20 protein-coding genes are annotated in these 24,756 nt (G+C 63.5%); 14 read left to right on the top strand and 6 right to left on the bottom strand.

Annotated features, from left to right (window positions below):
* Nucleotides 1-16: 16 nt before the first annotated feature.
* The 8 genes from urtC (at nucleotide 17) to P6U29_RS40300 (ending at nucleotide 9,033) form a co-directional block, all read left to right on the top strand.
* Entirely contained in the window at nucleotides 17-1,159 is a 1,143-nt protein-coding gene (gene urtC, locus P6U29_RS40335; protein ID WP_407115643.1) for an urea ABC transporter permease subunit UrtC, read from the top strand.
* A gap of 64 nt (nucleotides 1,160-1,223) precedes the next feature.
* The gene (urtD, locus tag P6U29_RS40330) at nucleotides 1,224-1,979 is read left to right on the top strand and encodes an urea ABC transporter ATP-binding protein UrtD (protein ID WP_027575221.1); all 756 of its coding nucleotides are present in this window, start codon (nucleotides 1,224-1,226) and stop codon (nucleotides 1,977-1,979) included.
* A gap of 185 nt (nucleotides 1,980-2,164) precedes the next feature.
* Entirely contained in the window at nucleotides 2,165-2,854 is a 690-nt protein-coding gene (urtE, locus tag P6U29_RS40325) for an urea ABC transporter ATP-binding subunit UrtE (RefSeq protein ID WP_407115642.1), read from the top strand.
* Nucleotides 2,855-2,882: 28 nt separating this feature from the next.
* Nucleotides 2,883-4,112, top strand: coding sequence for a formamidase (gene fmdA / locus P6U29_RS40320; protein WP_407115641.1), 1,230 nt, complete (start codon nucleotides 2,883-2,885; stop codon nucleotides 4,110-4,112).
* A 114-nt stretch (nucleotides 4,113-4,226) separates the two neighbouring features.
* Nucleotides 4,227-4,604, top strand: coding sequence for an FmdB family zinc ribbon protein (locus tag P6U29_RS40315; protein ID WP_407115640.1), 378 nt, complete (start codon nucleotides 4,227-4,229; stop codon nucleotides 4,602-4,604).
* Between the two features lie 42 nt (nucleotides 4,605-4,646).
* The gene (locus tag P6U29_RS40310; RefSeq protein ID WP_407115639.1) at nucleotides 4,647-5,687 is read left to right on the top strand and encodes an aliphatic amidase; all 1,041 of its coding nucleotides are present in this window, start codon (nucleotides 4,647-4,649) and stop codon (nucleotides 5,685-5,687) included.
* A gap of 215 nt (nucleotides 5,688-5,902) precedes the next feature.
* Entirely contained in the window at nucleotides 5,903-8,779 is a 2,877-nt protein-coding gene (locus tag P6U29_RS40305; protein WP_407115638.1) for an autotransporter domain-containing protein, read from the top strand.
* Nucleotides 8,779-9,033, top strand: coding sequence for an autotransporter domain-containing protein (locus P6U29_RS40300; RefSeq protein ID WP_407115637.1), 255 nt, complete (start codon nucleotides 8,779-8,781; stop codon nucleotides 9,031-9,033). Before P6U29_RS40305 ends, P6U29_RS40300 begins: the two co-directional genes overlap by 1 nt.
* Nucleotides 9,034-9,037: 4 nt before the next feature.
* Here the strand turns inward: P6U29_RS40300 and P6U29_RS40295 are convergent, their stop codons facing one another.
* The 4 genes from P6U29_RS40295 to P6U29_RS40280 all read right to left on the bottom strand — a co-directional run bounded on the left by P6U29_RS40295 (nucleotide 9,038) and on the right by P6U29_RS40280 (nucleotide 15,328).
* Complete coding sequence (locus P6U29_RS40295; protein ID WP_407115636.1) at nucleotides 9,038-9,859, bottom strand: MlaD family protein; 822 nt, start codon at nucleotides 9,857-9,859, stop codon at nucleotides 9,038-9,040.
* 183 nt (nucleotides 9,860-10,042) lie between these two features.
* Nucleotides 10,043-12,259, bottom strand: coding sequence for an acetate--CoA ligase family protein (locus P6U29_RS40290; protein WP_407115635.1), 2,217 nt, complete (start codon nucleotides 12,257-12,259; stop codon nucleotides 10,043-10,045).
* 142 nt (nucleotides 12,260-12,401) lie between these two features.
* Nucleotides 12,402-12,971, bottom strand: a complete 570-nt coding sequence (locus tag P6U29_RS40285) for a class GN sortase (protein ID WP_407115634.1) — start codon at nucleotides 12,969-12,971, stop codon at nucleotides 12,402-12,404.
* A 92-nt stretch (nucleotides 12,972-13,063) separates the two neighbouring features.
* On the bottom strand, nucleotides 13,064-15,328 hold the full coding sequence (locus P6U29_RS40280; RefSeq protein ID WP_407115633.1) for a marine proteobacterial sortase target protein: 2,265 nt from the start codon (nucleotides 15,326-15,328) through the stop codon (nucleotides 13,064-13,066).
* 187 nt (nucleotides 15,329-15,515) lie between these two features.
* On the opposite strand from P6U29_RS40280, the gene P6U29_RS40275 reads away from it, so the two are divergent.
* Nucleotides 15,516-16,286 (top strand): transcriptional regulator, encoded by a 771-nt coding sequence (locus P6U29_RS40275; RefSeq protein ID WP_407115632.1) that lies wholly within the window; start codon nucleotides 15,516-15,518, stop codon nucleotides 16,284-16,286.
* 80 nt (nucleotides 16,287-16,366) lie between these two features.
* Here the strand turns inward: P6U29_RS40275 and P6U29_RS40270 are convergent, their stop codons facing one another.
* Nucleotides 16,367-17,590 carry an ABC transporter substrate-binding protein gene (locus P6U29_RS40270; RefSeq protein WP_407115631.1) on the bottom strand — a complete coding sequence of 408 codons (1,224 nt, stop codon included), beginning with the start codon at nucleotides 17,588-17,590 and terminating at the stop codon, nucleotides 16,367-16,369.
* A 76-nt stretch (nucleotides 17,591-17,666) separates the two neighbouring features.
* Nucleotides 17,667-19,217: an acyl-CoA synthetase gene (locus tag P6U29_RS40265; protein WP_407115630.1), complete on the bottom strand. Its 1,551-nt coding sequence runs from the start codon at nucleotides 19,215-19,217 to the stop codon at nucleotides 17,667-17,669.
* Between the two features lie 258 nt (nucleotides 19,218-19,475).
* On the opposite strand from P6U29_RS40265, the gene P6U29_RS40260 reads away from it, so the two are divergent.
* The 5 genes from P6U29_RS40260 (at nucleotide 19,476) to P6U29_RS40240 (ending at nucleotide 24,657) form a co-directional block, all read left to right on the top strand.
* On the top strand, nucleotides 19,476-20,612 hold the full coding sequence (locus P6U29_RS40260; RefSeq protein ID WP_407115629.1) for an acyl-CoA dehydrogenase family protein: 1,137 nt from the start codon (nucleotides 19,476-19,478) through the stop codon (nucleotides 20,610-20,612).
* Between the two features lie 139 nt (nucleotides 20,613-20,751).
* A complete protein-coding gene (locus tag P6U29_RS40255) occupies nucleotides 20,752-21,915 on the top strand; it encodes an acyl-CoA dehydrogenase family protein (protein ID WP_407115628.1) in 1,164 nt (387 codons plus the stop codon).
* Nucleotides 21,915-22,571 carry a glutathione S-transferase family protein gene (locus P6U29_RS40250; RefSeq protein ID WP_407115627.1) on the top strand — a complete coding sequence of 219 codons (657 nt, stop codon included), beginning with the start codon at nucleotides 21,915-21,917 and terminating at the stop codon, nucleotides 22,569-22,571. Before P6U29_RS40255 ends, P6U29_RS40250 begins: the two co-directional genes overlap by 1 nt.
* A gap of 217 nt (nucleotides 22,572-22,788) precedes the next feature.
* Nucleotides 22,789-23,589: a helix-turn-helix domain-containing protein gene (locus tag P6U29_RS40245; protein WP_407115626.1), complete on the top strand. Its 801-nt coding sequence runs from the start codon at nucleotides 22,789-22,791 to the stop codon at nucleotides 23,587-23,589.
* A 201-nt stretch (nucleotides 23,590-23,790) separates the two neighbouring features.
* Nucleotides 23,791-24,657: a 3-keto-5-aminohexanoate cleavage protein gene (locus P6U29_RS40240; RefSeq protein WP_407115625.1), complete on the top strand. Its 867-nt coding sequence runs from the start codon at nucleotides 23,791-23,793 to the stop codon at nucleotides 24,655-24,657.
* Nucleotides 24,658-24,756: the final 99 nt, after the last annotated feature.

The following is a 24,756-nucleotide window of genomic DNA, read 5'->3' as shown; positions in this document are numbered from 1 at the left end:
GAGAAGCAGGCAAGTCATGATCATCAACTCACGCTTCTTCAATCGATCCGAGCTCATGGGCTGCATTGCCTTGGCCGCGGTGCTGTTCGTGATCCTGCCCCTGACGCTCGACGTGTTCCGCCTCAATCTGGTCGCGAAATACCTGACCTACGCCTTTGTCGCGATCGGCCTCGTGCTGTGCTGGGGATATGGCGGCATCCTAAGCCTGGGGCAGGGCGTGTTCTTCGGCCTCGGCGGCTATTGCATGGCGATGTTCCTCAAGCTCGAGGCATCGAGCGTCGAGAACACCAAGATCCAGTCGACGCCCGGCATTCCTGATTTCATGGACTGGAATCAAATCACGGCGCTGCCGTTCTTCTGGCAGCCGTTTCACAGCCTGACCTTCACCATCCTCGCCATCATCCTGGTCCCCGGCCTGTTCGCCCTGATCATCGGCACCGCGATGTTCAAGCGCCGCGTCGGCGGCACCTATTTCGCAATCATCACCCAGGCCGTCGCCGCGATCCTGACCATTCTGATCGTCGGGCAGCAGGGCTATACCGGTGGCATCAATGGCATGACCGATCTGCGCACGCTCAAGGGTTGGGACATCCGGCCCGACCACGCCAAGGTCATTTTGTACTTCGTCGAGGTGGTGCTGCTGTTCGCCTGCATCGGCATCGCGCAGTTCATCCGCCTGACCAAGCTCGGCCGCATCCTGGTTGCGATGCGCGAGCAGGAGGACCGCGTCCGCTTCTCCGGCTACAGCGTCGCCAACTTCAAGATCTTTGCCTTCTGCATGGCTGCGGTCTTCGCCGCAATCGGCGGCGCCATGTTCGCGCTCAATGTCGGTTTCATGTCGCCGTCCTTCGTCGGCATCGTGCCGTCGATCGAGATGGTGATCTACACCGCCGTCGGGGGGCGCATGTCGATCTTCGGCGCGATCTGGGGGGCAATCCTGGTGAATTTCGCCAAGACCAGCCTGTCGGAATCCTTCCCGCAGCTCTGGCTGTTCGGCCTCGGCGCGCTGTTCATCGCAGTCGTGCTCGCCTTCCCGAATGGTCTGTCCGGGCTCTGGGCCGATTACGTGCAGCCGCGCATCGATCGGCTGTTCGCCTCGGGCAAGGTGAAGGCGATCTGGAGCGAGAACTCGGTCGCCGACGGCGCGCCGGCAGAGTGAGGAGACCATTATGCTCATCGGTCATCACGATGCCGATGCCACGCCGGCAGTGAGGAGATAGATCATGCTCATCGGTCATCAACCCAAGGAATTCCTGCTTGCGGTCTCCGGACTGACCGTCTCATTCGACGGCTTCAAGGCAGTCAACGATCTCTCCTTTTATGTCGAGGAGAACGAGATTCGCGTCATCATCGGTCCGAACGGCGCGGGCAAGACCACGGTGCTTGACCTGATCTGCGGCAAGACCAAGGCGACGTCGGGTTCGATCCAGTTTCGTGGCAAGGAGCTCACGAAAATGAGGGAGAACGAGATCGTGCAGACCGGCGTCGGGCGCAAATTCCAGACGCCGTCGGTGTTCGAGGACCTCACCGTGTTCGAGAATCTCGAGATCTCGTTTCCGCGCGGTCGCACCGTGTTCGGCTCGCTGACCTTTCAGCGCGACCAGCTGGTGAAGGACCGGGTCGAGGAGGTCGCGGAGATGATCTTCCTGAAGGATAAGCTCAACACCTATGCCGACGAGCTCAGCCATGGCCAGAAGCAGTGGCTCGAGATCGGCATGCTGCTGATCCAGGACCCGGACCTGTTGATGCTGGACGAGCCCGTCGCCGGCATGAGCGTGTCCGAGCGCGCCAAGACCGCCGAGCTGCTCAACCGCATCATCAAGAACCGCTCGGTGCTGGTGATCGAGCACGACATGAAATTCGTCGAGGACATCGCGCACAAGGTCACCGTGCTTCACCAGGGGCAGATCCTCTCGGAGGGGACGATGGAGAAGGTGAAGAACGACCCCAAGGTCGTCGAAGTCTATCTGGGGCATTGATGAGATGGCTAAAGCTGTCGCCGCGGCGGAGGTCCACCTCTCTCACAGGGAGAGGTCGAATTGCGAAGCAATTCGGGTGAGGGGCTTCGCTCCTTCGTGGGATCTGATCTCCCTCACCCGGCGCTACGCGCCAACCTCTCCCCGTCGGGGAGAGGTGAAGAAGCACCGAGTCTAGGGAGCCAACGATGCTGGCAATTTCCGATCTCCACGTCGCTTACGGCCAGAGCGAGGTGCTGCACGGGCTCAACGTCAAGGTCGCGCCGAACGAGATCGTCGCGATCATGGGCCGCAACGGCATGGGCAAGACCACGCTGATGAAATCGCTGATGGGAATCCTGCCCGCGAAAAGCGGCTCGGTAACCATGGACGGCGCCGAGCTCGGCAGCCTCAAGAGCTACGAGCGCGTGGCCAAGGGCCTCGCCTATGTGCCGCAGGGCCGCATGATCTTCTCCACCATGACGGTGGAGGAGAACATCGAGACCGGCCTCGTCGTCTGCGGCGGCTCCCAGGTGCCAAGCGATATCTATGAATTGTTTCCAGTGCTGCTGGAGATGAAGGGCCGCCGCGGCGGCAATCTCTCGGGCGGCCAGCAGCAGCAGCTCGCGATCGCGCGCGCGCTTGCGACCAAGCCGAAGGTGCTGCTGCTGGACGAGCCGACCGAAGGCATCCAGCCGTCGATCATCAAGGAGATGGCGCGCACCCTGAAGCGCATCCGTGACGAGAAGGGCCTGTCCATCGTCGTGTCCGAGCAGGTCCTGAGCTTCGCGCTCGACATCGCCGACCGCGTGCTGGTGATCGAGAACGGCGAGATCGTGCGCGACGATCCGCGCGATGCCGTCGATGCCGCGCAGGTCTCGAAATATCTGTCCGTCTAACCAACCGTAGTAAAAGGGGAGCATCTCGATGCCAGAGACACTGATCAAGGTCGATCTCACCAAATCGGCCTATGAAAACGACATGGTGCACAATCGCTGGCACCCCGATATCCCGATCGTGGCCTGGGTCAATCCCGGCGACGACTTCATCATCGAGACGTATGACTGGACCGGCGGCTTCATCAAGAACAACGATTCCGCCGATGACGTGCGCGACATCGATCTGTCGATCGTGCACTTCCTCTCCGGCCCGATCGGCGTCAAGGGCGCCGAGCCCGGTGACCTCCTCGTCGTCGACCTGCTCGACGTCGGCCCGCTCAAGGAGAGCCTCTGGGGCTTCAACGGCTTCTTCTCCAAGCAGAATGGCGGCGGCTTCCTCACCGACCATTTCCCGCTGGCGCAGAAGTCGATCTGGGACATCAAGGGCCTCTACACCTCGTCGCGCCACGTGCCCGGCGTGAACTTCGCCGGCCTGATCCATCCCGGCCTGATCGGCTGTCTGCCCGATCCCAAGATGCTGGAGACCTGGAACAAGCGCGAGGCCGAGCTGATCTCGACCAACCCGACCCGCGTGCCCGGCCTGGCCAATCCGCCATTCGCGCCGACCGCTCATGGCGGCCGGGCCAAGGGCGACGTGAAAGCCAAGATCGGCGCGGAGGGCGCGCGCACCGTGCCGCCGCGCGAGCATGGCGGCAATTGCGACATCAAGGATCTCTCCCGCGGCTCGAAGATCTATTTCCCGGTCTATGTGCCGGGCGGCGGTCTCTCGATGGGCGATCTGCACTTCAGCCAGGGCGACGGCGAGATCACCTTCTGCGGCGCGATCGAGATGGCCGGCTGGCTGCATCTCAAGGTCGAAATCATCAAGGACGGCGTTGCGAAGTACGGCATCAAGAATCCGATCTTCAAGCCGTCGCCGATCACGCCGAACTACAAGGACTATCTGATCTTCGAAGGCATCTCGGTGGATGAAGCCGGCAAGCAGCATTATCTCGACGTCCACATCGCCTACCGCCAGGCCTGCCTCAACGCCATCGAATATCTGAAGAAGTTCGGCTATTCCGGCGCCCAGGCCTATTCGATTCTCGGCACCGCGCCGTGCCAGGGCCACATCTCCGGCGTGGTCGACGTGCCCAACGCCTGCGCCACGCTGTGGCTGCCGACGGAGATCTTCGACTTCGACGTGATGCCGTCGGCAGCGGGCCCCATCAAGCACATCACCGGCGATATCCAGATGCCGGTCTCGCCGGACAAGTAGCCAGTGCGCTCCCTCTCCCCGTTCTTACGGGGAGAGGGCTGGGGTGAGGGGTTGCCTCCGCACGAATGGTGCTAGCGGATTGTGTTGAACAGGCAAAAGCGTGGGGATGATGCGATGCCGGTCTATGAATATCTCTGTGAAGACTGCGGTCCCTTCAAGGACTTGCGCCCGATGGCGGAGTGCGATGATCCGCAAAGCTGTCCGCATTGCGAGACCATGGCGCCGCGGGTGATCCTGACCGCGCCGAATTTTTTCTGCATGCCGGCGGAGAAGCGTAAGGCGCATGCCGTCAACGAGCGCAGCACGCATGCGCCGCAGACGCTGGCGCAATACAAGGCCTCGCACGGCCCTGGCTGCGGCTGCTGCGCGTCGGGCAAGACCGTGAAAGACAAAGGGCCGGCGGACAGGAAGAAGCCGGCGCGGCTGATGACCAAGACCAGGAGCGGCGCCAAGGGCTTTCCGACGGCGCGGCCGTGGATGATCAGCCACTAACGCACGCGATGACCTCGAACGAAAAAGACAGGAGCGCTCAACATGCTTCACGGTGATATTTCCAGCAGCAACGACACGGTCGGCGTCGCGGTGGTCAATTACAAGATGCCCCGCCTGCACACCAAGGCCGAGGTGCTCGATAACGCCCGCAAGATCGCCGACATGATCGTCGGCATGAAGGCCGGCCTGCCCGGCATGGATCTCGTGATCTTCCCGGAATATTCCACGCAAGGCATCATGTACGATTCCAAGGAGATGTACGAGACCGCGTCCGTGGTGCCGGGCGAGGAAACCGCAATTTTCGCCGAGGCCTGCCGCAAGGCGAAAGTGTGGGGCGTGTTCTCGCTCACCGGCGAGCGCCACGAGGAGCATCCGCACAAGGCGCCCTACAACACCTTGATCCTGATGAACGACAAGGGCGAGATCGTGCAGAAGTACCGCAAGATCATGCCCTGGGTGCCGATCGAAGGCTGGTATCCCGGCAATTGCACCTATGTCTCCGAGGGTCCGAAAGGCCTCAAGGTCAGCCTGATCATCTGCGACGATGGCAATTATCCGGAGATCTGGCGCGACTGCGCCATGAAGGGCGCCGAGCTGATCGTGCGTTGCCAGGGCTATATGTACCCGGCCAAAGAACAGCAGGTCATGATCTCCAAGGCGATGGCGTGGGCCAACAATGTCTATGTCGCGGTCGCCAATGCCGCCGGCTTCGACGGCGTCTATTCCTATTTCGGCCACTCCGCGATCATCGGCTTCGACGGCCGTACGCTCGGCGAGTGCGGCGAGGAGGATTACGGCATTCAGTACGCGCAGCTGTCGAAACATCTGATCCGCGACGCGCGCCGCAACGGCCAGTCGCAAAACCATCTCTACAAGCTGGTCCACCGCGGCTACACCGGCATGATCAATTCCGGCGACAGCCCGCGCGGTATCGCCGCGTGCCCGTATGACTTCTACAAGAACTGGATCAGGGATCCCGAAGGCACGCGGGACATGGTCGAGGCGATGACCCGCTCGACGCCGGGGACCGACGAGTGCCCGATCGAAGGCATCCCGAACGAGGCCGCGGCCAGCAATTACTAGGCCGTCGCGGATGCCGCGGGGGGCGACACCGGCGCGGACCCGGTCATGCGCAGAATGAGAATACTGGCCCCGCAAACCGTGTCGCGGTTGCAACATAAGGCTCGGATTCTGCTTCGGTTGCACGCCAAACGGACGCATTCCGGCAGCCCCGTAGTTTTGCGGAGCTCCGTCATGGCCTAAGTTCTCGGCGAAATTGCTGCGAATGGGGGTGTGGCGTGAGCGAGGGGCTGTGGAGGCGGCAGGGTCGACTGCGCCGATCCGTCGCCGCATCGCTCGCCGGCGTATCGGCGGTCGTCGTCAGCCTCAGCCTTTGCACGACGCCGGCCAACGCGCTCTGCGCCCCCGATCCGGCCACCAGCGGCCAGACGGTTACCTGCAGCGGCACGGATGCGGATGGCTTTCAGGCCGGGGCCGGCGTCGACAGCCTCAATGTCAACGTGCTTTCCGGCGCGACCGTGAACGACAACGGGGCGGTCTCGATCGGCGTCAATAATTCCAGCACGGTCACCAACAACGGCGGTCTGTCGGCAGGCTCGGGCCTGACCGGTGTCGGCGCCGGAAATTTCAATACGGTGACCAATAACGGCACCATCACGGTGATCGACAACGGCTTCGGCATCCAGGCGGTCGATCGCAACGTCATCACCAATGCCGGCACGATCACCACCGGCGACAACGGCGCCGCAATCTCGATCGGCGATAGCAACAGCGTCACCAACAGCGGCGCGCTGTCGATCGGTGCGTCGGGCGCGGGCGTCTTCTCCGGCCAGAACAACACGATCACCAACACTGCGACGGGCACGATCACCGGGGTCGACGATTCGATCGGAATTTTCGTCTTTTCCGGCGCCACTGTGACCAACGCAGGTACGATCACGGTCGGGGATTCCTCGGGCTTCTCCGGCGGTATTTTGGCGATCAGCAACAACAACACGATCACCAATACAGCCACCGGCAGAATTACAGTCGGACAGAACGCCGCCGGCATCTTCATGCAAGGCAACGTTCAAACCGCCAGCAATTTCGGCTCCATCACGGCCGGCGACTCTGGCGTCGGCATTGCCGTGCTGGGCGACGATTCCAAGGTGACCAACGGTGGTACGATCACCGCGGGTGACAGCGGGGCCGCCGGCATCTCGGTCCAGGGCGACCGTGCCACGATCAGCCAGAGCGGCACGATCAATATCGGCGTGGGTGGCGCAGGCATCGCCTATTCGGGTTCGTCCGGCACGATCACCAACAGCGGGCGGATCACGGGCGCTGATTTCGCCGAAGGCATCGTGGCGTTCGGCGATTCCAACATCGTCACCAACAACGGCACGATTACCGTCGGCGCCGCCGGCCGCGGCATCGACGTGAGCTCGTTCAGCACGACCAATCAGGTCGTCAATACCGGTACCATCACCGTCGGGGCTGGCGGTGTTGGCATCACCATGAACGGCGGCGGAAGCGTTTTCAATTCTGGCACGATCAACGCCGCGACTGGCCTCGCCGCGATCGAGTTCTGCAGCTGCGGCCCGAACACGCTGACGCTCGGACCGGGCAGCATCATCAACGGCCAGGTGCTCGGCTCCGGCACCGACTCGTTCCAGCTCGGCGGCAGCGGCAAGGATACGTTCGACCTTGGCCTGATCGGCAGCGGCCTCCAGTATGACGGCTTTTCGACCTTCAGCAAGGTCGACAGCTCGACCTGGACCGTGACCGGCACCGGCAATCAGGACTGGAACGTGCTCGGCGGCACGCTCCTGCTCGCTGGCACCATCAACGGCATCGTGACCGTCGCGAGCGGCGGCACCTTCGGCGGCATCGGCACGGTCGGCATGACCACCGTCAACGGCGGTACGCTGGCGCCGGGCAATCCGACCGGCACGCTCACCGTGTCCGGCGACCTCACGTTCACGTCGGCGTCGCGCTACATGGTGCAGGTCTCGGGAGGCAGCAACGGCTTTGCGGTCGTGACGGGAGCGGCGACGCTCGGCGGCGCCACGGTCGTCGTGGTCCCGACCGGCTCGATCGCGAAGCACTACACGATCCTGACGGCCACAACGCTCCCCGACACGTTCAATCCAGTCGTCGCCGGGCTCTCGTCGAACCTGAAGCCGGTGCTGAGCTACGATCCGAACAACGTCTTCCTCGATCTTTCGCTGAGCTACGGCTCGGGCCTCAGCGTCAACCAGCAAAACGTCGCCAATGTCCTGACGCGCTATTTCGATCGCACCGGCAGTCTTCCCGTGGCGCTCGCCAACCTCTCGTCGGCCGGCCTCACGCAGGCCTCCGGTGAATCCGGCACGGGATCGCAACAGACGACCTTCAACGCGATGAACCTGTTCCTCGACCTGCTGACCGACGTGTTCGGTTCGGGACGCAGTGGTGTCCCCGGTGCGACACCGTTTGGCGATGAGGCAAGCGCGAATGCCTATGCTGCGGCCGGCAAGAGTGCGCGTGACAGAAGCGCGAGCGACGCCTTCGCCTCGATCTACCGCAAGGCGCCGGCTGAGACCTTCGAGCAGCGCTGGGATGTGTGGGCCGCCGGCTATGGTGGCTCGCAGACCACCGACGGCAACGCCGCCCTCGGCTCCAACACCACCAGCAGCAGCGTCTATGGCACGGCCGTCGGCTTCGACTATCGCTTCTCGCCGTCGACGATCGCCGGCTTTGCGCTTGCCGGCGGCGGCACCGGCTTCAACGTCAACGGGCTCGGCTGGGGCCGCTCCGACCTGTTCCAGGCCGGCGCCTTCGTGCGGCACACGGCGGGATCGGCCTATATCACCGCCGCGCTTGCCTATGGCTGGCAGGACGTCACGACAAACCGCATCGTCACCGCCGCAGGTGTCGATCAATTGCGGGCGCAGTTCAACGCCAACGCCGTCTCGGGCCGCATCGAAGGCGGCTATCGCCAGGCTATGCAGTGGATCAGCCTCACGCCTTATGCCGCGCTCCAGGCCACCATGTTCAGCCTGCCGAACTATTCTGAGTTCGCGCTGGTCGGCAACAACACCTTTGCGCTCAATTATGCCGCCAAAGACGTCACCCGCACCCGAACCGAGCTCGGCCTGCGTGCCGACAAGTCATTTGCGGCGGCCGGCGGCTGATGACCCTGCGCGGCCGCCTCGCCTGGGCACATGACTTCAATCCGGACCGCACTGTCGGCGCGGTGTTCCAGACGCTGCCGGGTTCGGCCTTTGTCGTGAACGGCGCCGCTCAGGCGCGCGATGCCGCGCTGACCACGGCGTCGCTGCAGATGAACTGGATGAACGGCTGGTCCGCATCTGCAACCTACGAAGGCGAGTTCTCGAACGTCACGCGTTCCTACGCCGGCAAGGGTATCGTGCGCTACGCGTGGTGAGGCGCTACCGCTTCTTCTGCTCGGGCTGGCGCGGCGGCCGCGATGGCAGGGGCGTGCCACTCATCTTGTTGGCGGCCTCGCTGACGTCGAGCAGCGAACGGCGGATGTCTTCGAGGTATGTCGCCGACTTCTTCTTCATGGTGTCGGCAAGCTCGTGCAGCCCCTTGATTCTCTCGAACAGCTCGTCGGCCTTGCCGTCGACGAAGTCTGGCACCACGCCTTCGATCTTCGCGACCGCCTTGTCGAATCCCGCAAAGGCGCTGTCGACCTTGGCCATCACCGAATCGATCTCCGCACCCTTGCTCCTGAGATCGGCGGTGGTGGTCTCGAACGTACGCAGGCCCTCCTTGATCGCGGGGGCGTTGTTCACAATGGTGCGGTCGACGCTGTGCAGGGTTTCGACGATGGATTCGGCGTCGCTGAGATCGGCGGTCAGTACGGGGATGCCGTCCGCATCCAGCGGCACCGGCGGCGCGGAGGGCGCGCCGCCGATCAGCGAGATCGCGGCAACGCCGGTGAGCCCCTGGAACTCGATGCCTGCCACGGTGTCCTTGCGGATCGGCGCGGTGTTGTCGAGCGCGACGAGCGCCACGATCCTGCGAGGATTATCCAGCTTGATCGACAGGATCTGGCCGGCGGGCACGCCGTCGAAATTGACCGGCCCACCGCGGCGCAGTCCGCTGGCGGAGCCGCCTTCGAACACCACGCGCAATTGGCTGCGGCTCTGGATCGTGCGCCATTTCTGCACGCCGAGCAGACCGCCGAACGCCACGGCGATCGCCGCCAGCGTCGCCGTTCCGATCACAAGATTGCTCGCGCGTGCCATGCAGGGGCGATTCTAGGGCCAAACCAGGGAAGTTGGAAGGAGCCCGCGATGGTACATCGGGCGGGTTAACGACTTGTCCGCCGAAGCGCGAAGAGCGAAGGCGGAAGCGTGATCCGCTAACGCCGCGCGCCTGGATGGACCGAATTGGCGGATCACGCTGCCGCTAACCCGCCCGGACCTCCTTCAATGTCCGGCCGCGCGTCTTGCCGCGGCGTTGTTGAGCACGATCAGCGCATCGACGGCCACGCCCGTCCTGGCGTTGATCAGGAACGGATTGATGTCGATCGAGGCGATCCGGTTGCCGGCATCCGCGATCAAATTGGACAGCCCGACCAGCGCCTTCACCGCCGACGCCTCGTGCAAAGCCGGCCTGCCGCGATAGCCGCGCATCTTGATCCCAGCCTTGGTGCGGCCGATCAGCAACCGCGCCTCGGCCTCATCCAGCGGCGCGCCGGCGAGCGCGACGTCCTTCATCAGCTCGATGTCGATGCCGCCGGTGCCGAACAGCACCACCGGGCCCATCTCGGCATCGAGCGAAGCGCCGACCACGAGCTCGAGCTCGGCCTTGACCTGCTGTGCGATCAGGATGCCATCGAGCTTCGGCTTGCCCTTCAGCTTCTTGACCCGCGCGGTGATGTCGGCGAACGCCTTCTTCACCTCGGCCGCGTTGTTGAGATTCAGCACCACACCGCCGATGTCGGACTTGTGCAGGATCTCTGCGCTGACGACCTTTGCCACGACTGGAAATCCGATCTGCGTGGCAATCTTCGCGGCTTCCGCCGCGGTCTGTGCGATCGCCTCCTTCGAGATTGGGATGCTATAAGCCTTGAGGAGCTTCTTCGAGGCGACTTCGTCGAGCGCGGCGCCGTTCGCTGATCTCAACGTCCTCTCCAGCACGGCGCGCGCGGCGGGTTTCGAGCTCGAGATGATATCGGGCACCTCCTTGCGCAGTTTCGCGTAATCGAGCAGCGACTTGATCGCGGTCACCGCGCGCTCCATGCCCTGCATGACAGCAAGATGCGGCAGCGATTTGCGTAGGCCCTTGGTGAATTCGGTGAAGCCGATCGACATCGCACTGATATAGATCACGGGCTTGCCGGCCCGGCTCGCCATCTCGTTGACGATGCGCAAGTTCCGCTCGCGCAGCTCGTGCGGCGCTTCCGGCAGCTCGGCATCGATGATGACGATGTCGATATCGGGATCGTCGATCATCAGCTTGATCGATTTCATGTAGACGGAGGGATCGACGACGGCGGCAAAGCCGGCGTCGAGCGGATTGCCGACGATCGAGCCGGGGCCGAGCATCTTCGCCAGCTCCGAACTGACATGCGAACTCAGCGGCGCGAAGTTCAAGCCTTCCTTGTAGAAAGCGTCGATCAGCATGCCGCGCTTGCCGCCGGAGAGCGTGACGGCGGCGAGCCGGTCGCCCCTGGGCACGGCAGAATGAACGAAACATTCGGTGGTCTCGATCAGCTCGTCAAGGCCGCTGACCCGGATGACGCCTTCGCGTGTGGCGATGGCGTCGAACGTCTCGATCGAGCCTGCGAGCGCGCCGGTGTGCGCCATTGCCGCGGCGCGGCCGCTTTCGGATGCGCCGAGCTTGAGTGCGATCACCGGCTTGCTGGCAGCGCGCGCCGCCTTGCAGGCATCGCGGAAGGCCTTGGTATTGCGCACGCCTTCGAGGTAGACGACGATCAACTTGATGCTCGGGTCCTCGGCGAAATAGCGCATGAGGTCGGGCGTCTCGAGCCCGGCCTCATTGCCTGTCGTCACCATGTAGCCGACTCCGACGCCGCGATCCTCCAGCGCCTGGCGGATCGCCATGACGATGGCGCCGGATTGCCCGGCGATCGCCACCGCGCCTTGTTCCATGGTGACGACGCGATCGTCGATATTGGTGAAGAGCTTTTCGCCGGCGCTCAAATTGCCGAGGCAGTTCGGGCCGGTGACGGCGAGGCGGGTCTCGCGGATCGCCGCCTGCAATTCGGCGGCGAGCTTCTGGCTTTCGTCATCCTGCAACTCGCTGAAGCCCGACGTGACGATGGTGGCCGAGCGCGCGCCGGCCGCGGCCGCGTCGCGGATCACCTGCACCGCGAAGCGCGCCGGCACCAGCACCAGAACGTGATCGGGCTTTTCCGGGAGGCTCGCGAAATCCTTGTAGCATGTAACGCCCCAGATGCTCTCGCGCTTGGCGTTGACTGGATAGAGCCCACCCTCGAAGCCGTATTTGACCAGATTGTTCCAGATGCGCTCGGCATAATTGCCGGGCTTGTCGGTCGCGCCCACCAGCACGATGTTGTGCGGGTGCAGCATGGCGTGGATGCCCTTGATGATGTCGCTGGCATCTGGCGGCGGAGACCAGACACGGGACGCGGACGCAGCAGACACACGGGCTTCCATGGCGTGACCTCACCTGTTGTTGTTCTTGGCGTGCGTCACTCTGTTCTATGGCGAGTCCTTCGGAGTGGCAACCATGCGGCTGGGTATGCCGTGTGGTGGAATGAAGTGCGCATCGGTGCGTGTCGCCAGTCGCGTAGGCGATCTAATTGTCGGCTCCGATCAATGTGGCATGCAGGATGTAGCGCTCGGGGCCGGAGGTGACGGCGTCGAATGGCCAGCAGGTCGCGAGAATGAGCTCGAACCCCCCTGCCATGGGATCGATGCCGGATGCATCAAAGCGAACCACGGCCGACGAATCCGCGCGATAACGAAAATGTCGACCGTCGCTGCGTGTGATATCGATGACGTCACCCATGGCAACATTCCGCAGGAAGCGGAAATGAGTGTCGCGATGTGCGGCATAGACAGCAGTCCCGCGTTCGCCCGCATCAGCCGTGTGCTGCACATGGCCGGGTCCGAAAGCAAGCGCCTGTCCGCTTGCGCCTTCCAGCACGATGGCGCTGGCGCCGATCCGCTTGACCTCGATCCGCGCCACCGGCCAGGTGTCGGCCCACGACCACGGCTTCACCGGCTGGCCTGTCGCAATGCTCCTGTCGAATGCCCGCTCCAGCAACACCTGCGACAGCCATGCCTTGGCGTGGATGTAAGCGCCGTCGCCGAACAGGATGAGGCCGATCAGTGCCAATGCCAGGGGAGAGATGAGGCGGCGCATTGTTTATGCTCGTCCAAAAAAAGGCGCGCGCGGCCGTTGTACGGGACGGGCAGCCGCGCGCGCTAACAGAGGAGTTCGGGGATGCTCCTCTCTCAAGCGGCGTCAGTGAGCAAGGGCCGACGCCGGTTGAACACGAACAGGGTCAGGGCGAGGACGATCAGGATGAAGCCCGCTATCATCTTCAGCTCGGCCAAGGTTGCAGTCTTGGGTAGGCGGATCGCATCGGGTGCGGCGGGCGTGGGCCGTCGTGCCGCCGGCTGATCGCGCGCATCGGCATGACGTTCGCGCAGCTGCGTCGGCGTCAGATGCGGCCGTTCGCCGAACACTTTCTCGAAATCCCAGCCGGCCGGAAGATTGATCGGCAGCTCGCTGAGCTTGAGCGGCGCGCCCTCGGGCCGGCTCGGCGTCTTGTCGACCGCAATGAGGCTGGTCAGTCGCGTGACGATCTGATGGTCGAGCGCCAACGCCAGGATCGCCTTGTCGGCTTCCTCTGGCGTCATCTCGCGCAGGGTGCGCGCCACCTCCGCATCGCCGATCTTGCGCCTAGCCCAGAGTTTTGACAGGCCCTTGCCTTCGGCGGCATTTTGCAGCGGCAGCGTCACTGACCACGGACGGTCGCCGACGTGGCCCTTGATCTCGAGCGAGCCTGCGAGCTTGTCGAGCTTGGCCGCCAGCACCAAGGGTTCGTCGCGATAGATGTCGGGGATGATCGCCGGGGCGACGTCGGCTTTGTTGTCGGAGAATTTTGCGCTGAGACCGGTCACGGCCGGATTTTCCAGCTTGGCGAACAGGCCGCGCATGCGCTCCTCCACCTGCTCGACGGAGCCGATATGAGTGAAGGCACCGCGGCCGAGCTCGGCGGCACGCGTCATCAGATAGGTGTTGGGCGCCGACCCGATGCCGACCATGAACACGCGAGAGCGGCCGCGCATCGTCGTGATCGCATCGAACAATTGCTGCTCGTTGCCGATCGCGCCATCGGTCAGGAATACGACCTGGCGAACCATATTGGTATCGCCGAGCCTGTCGGTCAGCGCTGCGCGCATCGCCGGCACCATCTCGGTGCCGCCGCGCGCTTGCAATGCGCCGACGAACGCGTTCGCTTCCCCGATATGCGCGGCATCCGCCGGCACGGAGGCGGGAAACAGCACGTCCATGGTGTCGTCGAAACGGATCACGTTGAAGCGGTCATTCGGCTGCAGGCGGCCGAGGGCATAGAGCAGGCTCGCCTTGGCCTGAACAATGGAGGTGCCGCCCATCGAGCCGGAATTGTCGATCACGAACACGACCTCGCGCGGCAGCGGCTTCTGCGTCCCCTGCTCGGCGCTGGGTGGGGTAACGAAGGCGAGCAGGTAATCGGCATCGCCGACATGCTCGCGGAACAGGCCGACCGACGGCGCCTTGTCAGCGGCCGGCTTCCAGGTCAGCTCGAAATCGCGGTCGGCAGGAACAGCGCCATCAGCAAGCGTGACGATACGTGTCGTGTTGTCCGGGCTCTCGATCTTGACGTTATGATAGTGGCTCTTGACCTCGCCGAGCGCAAAGCCGGCCTTCAGGCGCACGGTGATGCTGGTTGGATTGACCGGCGCATTCTTGGCGGGATCCAGCACAGGAGGCGAGATGCGGTCGCGATCCGGTACCGGGTCCGACGTCGCTGCGCCCCAGCCCGAGCCGTCCTTGCGGAAGTCCACGCTCTGCACGATCGGCGCCGGATTGTAGCGCGGGGCGACCACCAGCGGCAGGCGCAACGAGTACTCATTTCCGGATTGATGTACCGGCTCCTGATATTCGATCTGCACCAGCACGGTCTCGCCGGGGCCGATATTGGCGACCGAGTTGGTGAAGATGTTGGGCCGTTCCTGCTCGGTCAGCGCGGCCTTCTGGCCGGCGCGGCGCGCCTCCTCGTAGATCACGCGCGCCTGCTGCCGCTCCTTGATGTCGCCGACGATGACGCGGTCGCCGACCACCATCGTCAGCGTGTCGACGGCACCATTGGTCGCGAGCGGATAGACATAAGTGGCTTCGACCCAGTCCTTGGTTGGGTTGCGAAACACCTGGGTGACGCGCGCGCGCAGCGTCGGGCCCGATACCGTGATGTCGATGTCCGTGCCGAGGCGGATCGCCTCGGTGGTGGCGCCGTCCTCCTTCAGCAGTAGGCTGCCTGACCGTGCCTCGCCGGGCTGGAGCAGGCTGGCCCGTTCGGTTGTTGCCGACCAGCTCGTCCCGATGCTCACCAGCAGGGCCAGGAAGGCGACCAGCATCACTGCGATGCTTTGCGCGAGAAGGAACAGTCCGACCTTGATGAGCCGGCTCAACAGAGGGTGTTCGTCGCAGTCGACGGTGTCGTAGGTGTCCATTTGGATTGCTCCCGAAGCATGTTTGCTGGCCCTCAGCATCCGCCGGCGGGGCGACATTTCGCGAGCAGAATGATCGGCAATGTTCCGCCGCGGCCGGTCCCGACTTGCTTCCGCCGGGGCGGCCATGTGCGGTTTTGTGCTGGTTTGTCCGCCCTGCTAGGATGGCCGTGTTGGAGCAGGGCTAAGAATGCAGACGCAGGATAAACTCACCGACAAGCAGCTTTCGGACGAGCAGAGCCGTGAGATTGCCGAGACCATTCGCGAGGAGCTCGCCAGACGCCGGATCTCCCGGCAGGCTTTGGCCGAGCAGGCCAAGCTCAGCCTGTCGACGCTGGAGAAGGTGCTCGGCGGCCGGCGGCCGTTTACGCTGGCGACGACAGTCCGGCTCGAGCAGGCGCTCGGCGTCTCCTTGCGTAAAAGTGCCGTCGTGGTGACGCCTCCGGCGGCAAACGATGTCGCGCCCGACAGCCTCGGCTCCTATGCGCATCGCGCCGTCACCTGGCTCGAGGACGTCTACATCACCCTGCGGCCGTCGTTCGGCGACAAGGACGCGATCTTCGCCTATCGCACCGAGATCGTCTGGGAGCCGAAGGTCTCGTCGCTGGTCTTCCGCGAGGGCGATCGGACCGATACCGCCTATGAGCATACCGGCGAGGTCGCGGTACCCCATCAGTCCGGCTTCATCTACCTCGTCATCATCAAGCACGGCCAGCATCGCGTGATCACGGTGTCGCGCCCGACGGTTTCCGGCGAAATGTACGGCATCATCTCGACGCTCCGCGCCGGCCCCGGCTCGCAGCTGACGCCGATCGCTGCGCCGATTGCCTATGTACCGATCAGGAACATTGCGAAGCCATCTTTGGGACGGGTCGCGTCCAGCGACGCCAACTATGAGCTGTACCGAAAACACCTGCGCCGCACGGTGGAAGAGCCGTTCGCGCTGTTCCTGCCGGCATAATCTCGCTCGACCTCGTTCCCTCAAAAGATAGCGGCCTTTTCGGCCGCTATCTGCCGGGGGGCGTATTCAACCGGTCCGGACTAGCCTCCGATTTCGGCGCTGATGATGTCGCCGAATAGCTCCCATTGACCAGCCTTGAACCGGATCATCTTGAGCTGCTCGATCGGCGCGAAGTCGTTGGCGCTGGTATTGATCTTGATGCCCGGGATGAGCGTATCAGGCGTAAAGTCCTTCAGGCTGGCCGCCTGCTTCATCACGTTCTCCCGCGTCAGGTTGTCCCCGCACTGCTTCAAGGTCTGAACCAGGGTTTGCGCGGCGGCATAGCCGTAGACGAGGTTGGTGTCGGAGATGTTGGCGCCCGGCATGTACTTGTCGATGAAGGCAATGAATTTCTTCATGCCTTCATCATCCTTCCATTGCGGGTCTGATGCGTCCTTCAGATAGGTCGCCGACAGCACGCCTTCCGATGCGTCGAGCCCCGCGGGTTTCATCACCGCGCCGATCGAGATCGACACGTCGGTCATTACATGCATCGGCTTCCATTCGAGCTCGGCGATCTTCTTGATCGCCTGGGCCGCGAATTTCGGCGTCGAGATGTTGACGAACACGTTGGCGCCGGTGCCCTTGAGCTTGACGATGTGGGAATCGATCGACGGCTCGGTGGTCTCATAGCTCTCCTCCGCGACGATCAGCGAAGATGCCTTCTCGCCAAAAATCTCCTTGATGCCGGCGACGTAATCCTTACCGAAATCATCATTGGCATAGAAGATCGCGACCTTGGCGTCCGGCTTCGCCTGCAGGATGTATTTCGCGAAGATCCGCGCCTCGACCCGATAGCTCGGCTGAAAGCCCATGGTCCACGGAAAGTTCTTCGGGTCATTCCACTTGCTGGCGCCGGTGGCGAGGAAGAGCTGCGGCACCTTCTTGGCGTTGTGATATTTCTGCACGGCGGTCTGGGTCGGCGTGCCCAGCGCGTTGAACACCAGGAACACCTCGTCGCTCTCGATCAGCTTGCGGACCTGCTCCACGGTCTTCGGCGGCGAATAGCCGTCGTCATAGGAGATCCAGTTGATCTTGCGGCCGTTGATGCCGCCCTGGTCGTTGATCATCTTGAAATAGGCCTCCTCGGTCTTGCCGATGATGCCGTAGGCGGAAGCAGGGCCGGAATAAGCCTCGACATTGCCGATCTTGATCTCGGTGTCGCTGGCACCCGTGTCGTATTTCTTCTGCGCGGAGGCGCTCTGAACCGAGAGCAAGGTCAGGGCCGTTGCCGCGGCGAGTAGGGCGATTTTCTTGTTCTTCATGGAAATTCCTTGGCGTTTCTTTGTGGGGTGGGGCAGGCACTTCAAAAAAGAAAAGCGCCCGTGAGGGGCGCTTCGATCAGGCGTTGGCGACTTTCTTGTCGACTTCGGAAGCTACCGAGAACTTCTTGCGCAAGGTCGGCTTGTGGATCTTGCCGGTGGCGTTGCGCGGCAGCGCTTCGACGAAGCGGATCTGGCGCGGGCATTTGAAGCGCGCCAGATTGGCCGCGCAATGTGCGAGGACATCCGCCTCGGTCAGCCGCTGGCCCTGCTTGACCGCGACGATGGCAAGGCCGACCTCGCCCCATTGCGGATCGGGAATACCGATCACGGCGGCTTCCGCGATCGCGGTGAGCTGGTGCAGGACGTTCTCGACCTCGGCCGGATAGACGTTCTCGCCGCCGGAGATGTACATGTCCTTCCAGCGGTCGACGATGTAATAGAAGCCCTCCTCATCGATGCGGGTCGCATCGCCGGTGTGCAGCCAGCCGTCGGTGAAGGAGGTCTTGTTCGCTTCCGGCCTGTTCCAGTAGCCCGGGGTGATGTTGGGGCCCCGAACCCAGAGCTCACCGAGTTCGCCGACATCGGCATCGCTGCCGTCGGGCCGTACGATCCGCACCTCGGTGTGCAGCACCGGCTTGCCGGCGGAGCCGGCTTTCCGTGCCGCATCTTCGCGATCGAGCACCAGCACGGCCGGCGAGGTCTCGGTCATGCCGTAGCCCTGCTGCAGCGCGACGCCGCGCGCCTCCCAGACTTTCAGCAGCGGCACCGGCATCGGTGCGCCGCCGACACCGCCGACGATCAGCCGGCTGAGATCGGTGGTCGCGAAGGCCGGATGCTGCGCCATGAACTGGTAGATCGCAGGCACGCCGAAGAACACATTGATGCCCTGCGCGGGATCGTTGATCAGGCTGAGCGCGATGCCGGGATCGAACGCGCGCATGATCATCACGGTGCCGCCGGCGTGCAGCACGGGATTGGTGTAGCAGTTGAGCCCACCGGTGTGGAACAGCGGCAGCACGGTGAGCAGCACCGAGGCCGGCCCAATGCAGGCGGGGCCGCCGAGATTGACGCAATTCCAGAAGGTCATGCCATGGGTGATGGTCGCGCCCTTCGGATGTCCCGTCGTGCCCGAGGTGTACATGATGGTCGAGACGTCATCGAGCGTGACCTCTTCGGCGCGGTCGAGTGGTTTTGCTGCGGCAATCCCGGCTTCATAGGATCCGCCGGCGCCGAGCAGCAGGCTCGTCGCGATCCCGCAAAGCTTCGCCACGCTCAGTGCGGTCTCGGCCAGGTCGGCGTCGTGGATCATCACCTTCGGCGCGCAGTCGGCGGTGATGAATTGAAGCTCGGGAACGGTGAGGCGGGTGTTCAGCGGCACGAAGATGGCACCTAACCGGCCACAGGCGAACTGCACCTCCAGCGTATCGGTCGTGTTCAGCGCCAGCACTGCGACGCGATCGCCGCGCGAGACGCCGAGCGTGTGGCGCAGAAACGAGGCGAGGCGCGAGACGCGGGCATCCAGCTGCGAATAGGTGAAGCGGCGCTCGCTCGCGAGGTCGATGAGCGCGACCTTGTTTGGCGCGCGGCGTCCATGATGGGCGATCCAGTCGTAGTAACGAACGGCCAAAAATTCCTCCCTCGGGCGGTCTTGTGCGCTGTTGCCCGTGCACCATGCCCGGCGTGGCCCTGGGGCCAGCCGGAGTCTGTGCAGCAACGTTTTTTTGAGCCAGAGTTGGCCTGCGAGCGGCGAAAATCGTCTTGCGTTGAGTTGCTAGGTTGCTGCCTTGCCCGGCGCATCGGCTCCACTCAGCCACTGCGCGCAAGTGAGCCGCCAAGGTTCCGGCCATGGTTGGCGGGACGATTCCTTCCACTAGGCACCTGTGCGATGAAGAGCCCGTTCTATACCGCCGAGCATGATGCCTTCCGCGAAATGATGCGGCGCTTCGTCGAGAAGGAGATCACGCCGTTCGCCCATGAATGGGACGAGGCCGGCGAATTCCCGCGCGAGCTCTATCGCAAGGCGGCAGCAATCGGCCTGCTGGGGCTCGGATTTCCCGAGGAATTTGGCGGGATCACCGCCGACCAGTTCATGAAGATCGTAGCCAGCCAAGAGCTGGCGCAAGCCGGCGCCGGCGGTATCAGCGCCAGCTTGATGAGCCATACGATTGGCTCGCCGCCGATCGCGCGCGCGGCGCGGCCCGAGGTGAAGGCACGTGTGCTGCCGCAGGTGCTGTCAGGCGAGAAGATCTCCGCGCTTGCGATCACCGAGCCGGGCGGCGGCTCGGACGTTGCAAACCTCCGCACGCGGGCGCGCCGCGACGGCGATCACTACGTCGTGAGCGGCGAAAAGACGTTCATCACCTCCGGGATGCGCGCCGATTATCTGACCGTTGCCGTGCGTACAGGCGGCGAAGGCGCCGGCGGCGTCAGCCTGCTCCTGATCGAAGGCGACACGCCCGGCCTGTCGCGAACTAAGCTGAAGAAGATGGGCTGGTGGGCCTCCGATACCGCGACCTTGCATTTCGACGAATGCCGCGTACCGGCCGAGAACCTGATCGGCGAGGAGGGCCACGGCTTCAAGATCATCATGCGGAACTTCAACAGCGAGCGTATGGGCATGGCGGCGAGCTGCACCGCCTTCGCGCGCGTCTGCGTCGATGAGGCGATTGCCTATGCCAAGGAGCGCAACACGTTCGGCAAGCCGCTCGCGCAGCACCAGATCATCAGGCACAAGATCGTCGACATGGCGCAGAAGGTCGCGGCCTCGCAAGCGATGCTGGAGATGCTGGCCTGGCGGCTCGAGCAGGGCGAAAGCCCCGTCCCCGAAATCTGCATGATGAAGAACCAGGCGACGCAGACCATGGCATTCTGCGCCTCGGAAGCCGTGCAGATCTTTGGCGGCGCCGGCTTCATGCGCGGCATCAAGGCCGAACGCATCTACCGCGAAGTCAAGGTCAACGCCATCGGCGGCGGCACCGAGGAGATCATGAAGGATTTGGCGTCGCGGCAGATGGGGTTGTGATTAAGGCGTCGTTCCGGGGCGACGCGCGGTGTCGAACTAGGGTGCGCACTTGCGCACCTGAGAACCTCGATATTGTAGGACCTAATCTCTGGATTCCGGGTTCACGCTTCGCGCGCCCCGGAATGACAAAGGGGAAAGAATGCTATTCACTGCCGACCACGACGACATCCGCCGCTCCCTGCAGAAATTCATCGCCAACGAGATCAACCCCCATGTCGATGAATGGGAGAAGGCGGACATCTTCCCGGCGCATGAGCTGTTCAAGAAGATGGGCAGCCTCGGCTTCCTCGGTCTGAACAAGCCGGTCGAATTCGGCGGTTCCGGCCTCGATTACTCCTATGCCCTGATGATGGCGGAGGAACTCGGCGCCATCACCTGCGGCGGCGTGCCGATGGCGATCGGGGTGCAGACCGACATGGCGACGCCGGCGCTGGCGCGGTTCGGCTCGGACGAGGTACGGCGCGAGTTTCTGGCGCCGTCCATTGCGGGCGACTATGTCGCCTGCATCGGCGTCTCCGAGCCCGGCGCCGGCTCGGACGTGGCCTCGATCAAAACCAATGCGCGCTCCGACGGCGACGATTACGTCGTCAACGGCGGCAAGATGTGGATCACCAACGGCACCCAGGCCGACTGGATCTGCCTGCTCGCCAACACCAGCGACGGGCCGGTTCATCGCAACAAGTCGCTGATCTGCGTGCCCATGAAGAGCAAGGGCGTCACTGTCGCGCGAAAGCTCGACAAGATGGGCATGCGCTCGTCCGACACCGCGCAGATTTTCTTCGATAATGTCCGCGTGCCCAAGCGCAATCGGATCGGTGAGGAAGGCAAAGGCTTCACCTATCAGATGATCCAGTTCCAGGAGGAGCGGCTCTGGGGGGCGGCGGCCTGCCTGAAGGCGCACGAATACATCATCGACCAGACCATCGAGTACACGCGCAACCGCAAGGCATTCGGCAAGTCGATCCTCGACAATCAGGTCGTCCATTTCAAGCTTGCGGAGATGCAGACCGAGGTCGAGCTGCTGCGCGCGCTGATTTATCGCGCTGGCGAACAACTGGTCGCGGGCGAGGATGTGACCAGGCTCGCGACCATGGCCAAGCTGAAGGCCGGCCGGCTCGGCCGCGAGCTCACCGACGCCTGCTTGCAATATTGGGGCGGAATGGGCTTTACCAACGAGACGCCGGTCAGCCGCGCCTATCGCGACAGCCGCCTGACCTCGATCGGCGGTGGTGCCGACGAGGTCATGCTGATGGTCCTGTGCAAGATGATGGGCACGCTGCCCGGCAGCAAAGGAAGTGCTTGATGATCACACTCTACCACTGCGATGCCGCGCGCTCGTTCCGCCCGCTCTGGATGCTGGAGGAGATGGGGCTGCCCTATGAATTGAAGATGCTGCCGTTCCCGCCGCGGGTGTTCGCCAAGGATTATCTTGCGCTCAATCCGCTCGGGACCATCCCCTTCCTGATCGACGGCGAGACGCGGATGACCGAATCCTCCGGCATCTGCCATTATCTCGGCATCAAATACGGTCCGACGCCGCTGATGGTGGGACCGGAAGATCCCGCCTACGGCGCGTTCCTGAACTGGATGTATTTCAGCGACGCCACGTTAACCTTCCCGCAAACGCTGGTGCTGCGGTACACCCAACTCGAACCGGAGGAGCGCCGCAACCCGCAGGTCGCCACCGATTACGCAAAATGGTTCCTAGGAAGACTGCGCGCGGTCGAGGCAGCGACGGCCAATGCTGAAACCTTGTGCGCTGGCCGCTTCACTGCCGCTGACATTGTCATCGGTTACGCGCTCCGCCTCGCGAGCAACATTGGGCTCGCCAAGGATTTTGGGCCAAATGTCGCAGCTTATTGGGCCCGCCTGCAGCAGCGCGACGGTTTCAAACGGGCGGTTGCGGCGGAGCAAAAGGCTGGCAACGAGCAGAATGTTGCGCCAAGGGTGAGGGCGTAATTGAGGGTTGTCATTCCGGGAGCGATGCGAAGCATCGAGCTACCGGTGCGCCGTTGCGCACCTGAGAATCTCGAGGTTCCGGGTTCGGTCCTGCGGACCGCCCCGGAACGACGGCGCATGTTTTCATGACAGCGCTATCCTATCGTGACAGCGCCCAAATTTCCGCTAAGGTGACCTTCATCCGCAGCGGCCAGAGAGCCGCGCGAGGAGGACCCCGATGGAAGATAAAGGTCGCGAATCCGACCATCTGATGCTGATCACGCCGGAGCGGGTATTCTATGCCGGCCTGCTGGGCCGCCCCCGCAAGAGGACGCCTGGCTGCTGCCACGTTTATGTGGCGGTGAAGGGCAATCTGCACCTGACGATCGACGACGTCCTTGCCACCGGCGAGCTGTTCGTCACCCTGCCGAACCAGCGGCATTCCATTGCCAGCGATTACCGCACCGTGATCAGCGTGACGCTCGAGCCGGAAAGCATGCCGGATGGCGTGATAGAGGCCCTGGCCACGCGGCTGACTGGACCCGATCGGGCCGCCTATGCCCGCAAGATCCTCGCCGCCTACGCGTTGCTGCGCCAGCGCCGCTACGGCGACATCACCACCGCCGAATTCGACGAGATGTGCTTTGGCGAAGCACTGCCGCGCCGCGTGCTCGATCCGCGTGTGACGCGCGCGGTCGCCCGCATTGAGCGCTTCTCCGGCGAGCCGGTGACGGCCGACACCTGCGCAGCCGAAGCGGGCCTCTCCGCCTCGCGCTTCCTGCATCTGTTCAAGGAAGAGACCGGCATCTCGTTCCGCTCCTTCCGCGCCTGGAAGCGCGCGCGGCATCTGCTGCACTTCGCCAACCAGGACCTCAACCTCGCCCATCTCGCGCAGGACATCGGCTATCCCGATTCCACGCATTTCAGCCACTCGATCCGCCGCTTCTACGGCCTGAAGCCGCGCGCCATCTTCGTCGGCTCGCGCGACCTCGCGATCTACCGCAGCACGGAGACGGTGCGGATGGCGGAGGCGGGTTAGCTCCGCTCTCGTAAGGTGGGCAAAGCGAAAGCGTGCCCACCATAGTTCATGATCGCCGAAACAAGGTAGGCACGGCGCAAGAGCGCCTTTGCCCAGCCTACGAAGTCATTGCCATTTCCCAGCTTCTCCGCGCAAGAAGCCGGATCTCGCGCATCACATGATCGCAACCGTTGAATTATCAACGTGCGAGACATTTTTGGCATGAGCGACAAGGCCGTCATCACCTGCGCGCTGAACGGCGTGCTGACCGATCCCAGGCAGCACAACGTGCCTGTGACGCCCGAGCAGATGGCGCGCGAGGCCAAGGCTGCCTTCGATGCCGGCGCGTCCATCATGCACATCCATCTGCGCCAGCAGGCGCCGGGCAAGGGGCATCTGCCGTCCTGGGAGGTCGCGGTCAGCAAGGAGATCCAGCAGGCGATCCGCGAGGCCTGTCCCGGCATCATCATCAATCACACCTCGGGCGTATCGGGGCCGAACTATAGCGGCGCGCTGGACTGCATCCGCGAGACGAAGCCGGAGATCGCCGCCTGCAACGCCGGCTCGCTGAATTACCTGAAGGTCAAGGCCGACAATACCTGGGCGTGGCCGCCGATGATGTTCGACAATGCGGTTGAGAAGGTGAAGGACTATCTCGACGTCATGAACGCGGTCGGCACAATCCCCGAGTTCGAATGTTTCGACGTCGGCATTGTCCGCTGCGTCGGCATGTACACCCAGGTCGGCATGTACAAGGGCCCGCTCGAGTATAATTTCGTGATGGGCGTCGCCTCCGGCATGCCGGCTGATCCCGAGCTGCTGCCGATCCTGTTGAAGCTGAAACGCCCCGAGGCGCATTGGCAGGTCACCGCGATCGGCCGCGAAGAGATCTGGCCGCTGCATCAGCGCTGCGCCGAACTCGGTGGCCATTTGCGCACCGGTCTCGAAGACACCTTTTATCTCGCCGACGGCACGAAGGTGACCTCGAACGGCCAGCTGATCGAAGCCGTCGCCGCCTGCGCAAGGCGCGCCGGCCGCGAGATCGCAAGCCCGGCCGAGGCGCGGAAGATCTTTGGGACGAACAGGTAAGGTATCGCCTCACCCGTCATTGCGAGCGAAGCGAAGCAATCCAGAGTCTTTCCTTTGAGGCGATCTGGATTGCTTCGTCGCTTCGCTCCTCGCAATGAC

Source organism: Bradyrhizobium sp. LMG 9283 (genome assembly GCF_045571415.1).
Classification (GTDB): Bacteria; Pseudomonadota; Alphaproteobacteria; order Rhizobiales; family Xanthobacteraceae; genus Bradyrhizobium.
This window is presented reverse-complemented; position numbering and strand designations above follow the sequence as displayed.

Coding starts and splice junctions, on each gene's coding strand:
- urtC (WP_407115643.1), top strand. CDS start 17: ATGATCATCAACTCACGCTTCTTCAATCGATCCGAGCTCATGGGCTGC.
- urtD (WP_027575221.1), top strand. CDS start 1,224: ATGCTCATCGGTCATCAACCCAAGGAATTCCTGCTTGCGGTCTCCGGA.
- urtE (WP_407115642.1), top strand. CDS start 2,165: ATGCTGGCAATTTCCGATCTCCACGTCGCTTACGGCCAGAGCGAGGTG.
- fmdA (WP_407115641.1), top strand. CDS start 2,883: ATGCCAGAGACACTGATCAAGGTCGATCTCACCAAATCGGCCTATGAA.
- P6U29_RS40315 (WP_407115640.1), top strand. CDS start 4,227: ATGCCGGTCTATGAATATCTCTGTGAAGACTGCGGTCCCTTCAAGGAC.
- P6U29_RS40310 (WP_407115639.1), top strand. CDS start 4,647: ATGCTTCACGGTGATATTTCCAGCAGCAACGACACGGTCGGCGTCGCG.
- P6U29_RS40300 (WP_407115637.1), top strand. CDS start 8,779: ATGACCCTGCGCGGCCGCCTCGCCTGGGCACATGACTTCAATCCGGAC.
- P6U29_RS40295 (WP_407115636.1), bottom strand. CDS start 9,859: ATGGCACGCGCGAGCAATCTTGTGATCGGAACGGCGACGCTGGCGGCG.
- P6U29_RS40290 (WP_407115635.1), bottom strand. CDS start 12,259: ATGGAAGCCCGTGTGTCTGCTGCGTCCGCGTCCCGTGTCTGGTCTCCG.
- P6U29_RS40285 (WP_407115634.1), bottom strand. CDS start 12,971: ATGCGCCGCCTCATCTCTCCCCTGGCATTGGCACTGATCGGCCTCATC.
- P6U29_RS40280 (WP_407115633.1), bottom strand. CDS start 15,328: ATGGACACCTACGACACCGTCGACTGCGACGAACACCCTCTGTTGAGC.
- P6U29_RS40275 (WP_407115632.1), top strand. CDS start 15,516: ATGCAGACGCAGGATAAACTCACCGACAAGCAGCTTTCGGACGAGCAG.
- P6U29_RS40270 (WP_407115631.1), bottom strand. CDS start 17,590: ATGAAGAACAAGAAAATCGCCCTACTCGCCGCGGCAACGGCCCTGACC.
- P6U29_RS40260 (WP_407115629.1), top strand. CDS start 19,476: ATGAAGAGCCCGTTCTATACCGCCGAGCATGATGCCTTCCGCGAAATG.
- P6U29_RS40255 (WP_407115628.1), top strand. CDS start 20,752: ATGCTATTCACTGCCGACCACGACGACATCCGCCGCTCCCTGCAGAAA.
- P6U29_RS40250 (WP_407115627.1), top strand. CDS start 21,915: ATGATCACACTCTACCACTGCGATGCCGCGCGCTCGTTCCGCCCGCTC.
- P6U29_RS40245 (WP_407115626.1), top strand. CDS start 22,789: ATGGAAGATAAAGGTCGCGAATCCGACCATCTGATGCTGATCACGCCG.
- P6U29_RS40240 (WP_407115625.1), top strand. CDS start 23,791: ATGAGCGACAAGGCCGTCATCACCTGCGCGCTGAACGGCGTGCTGACC.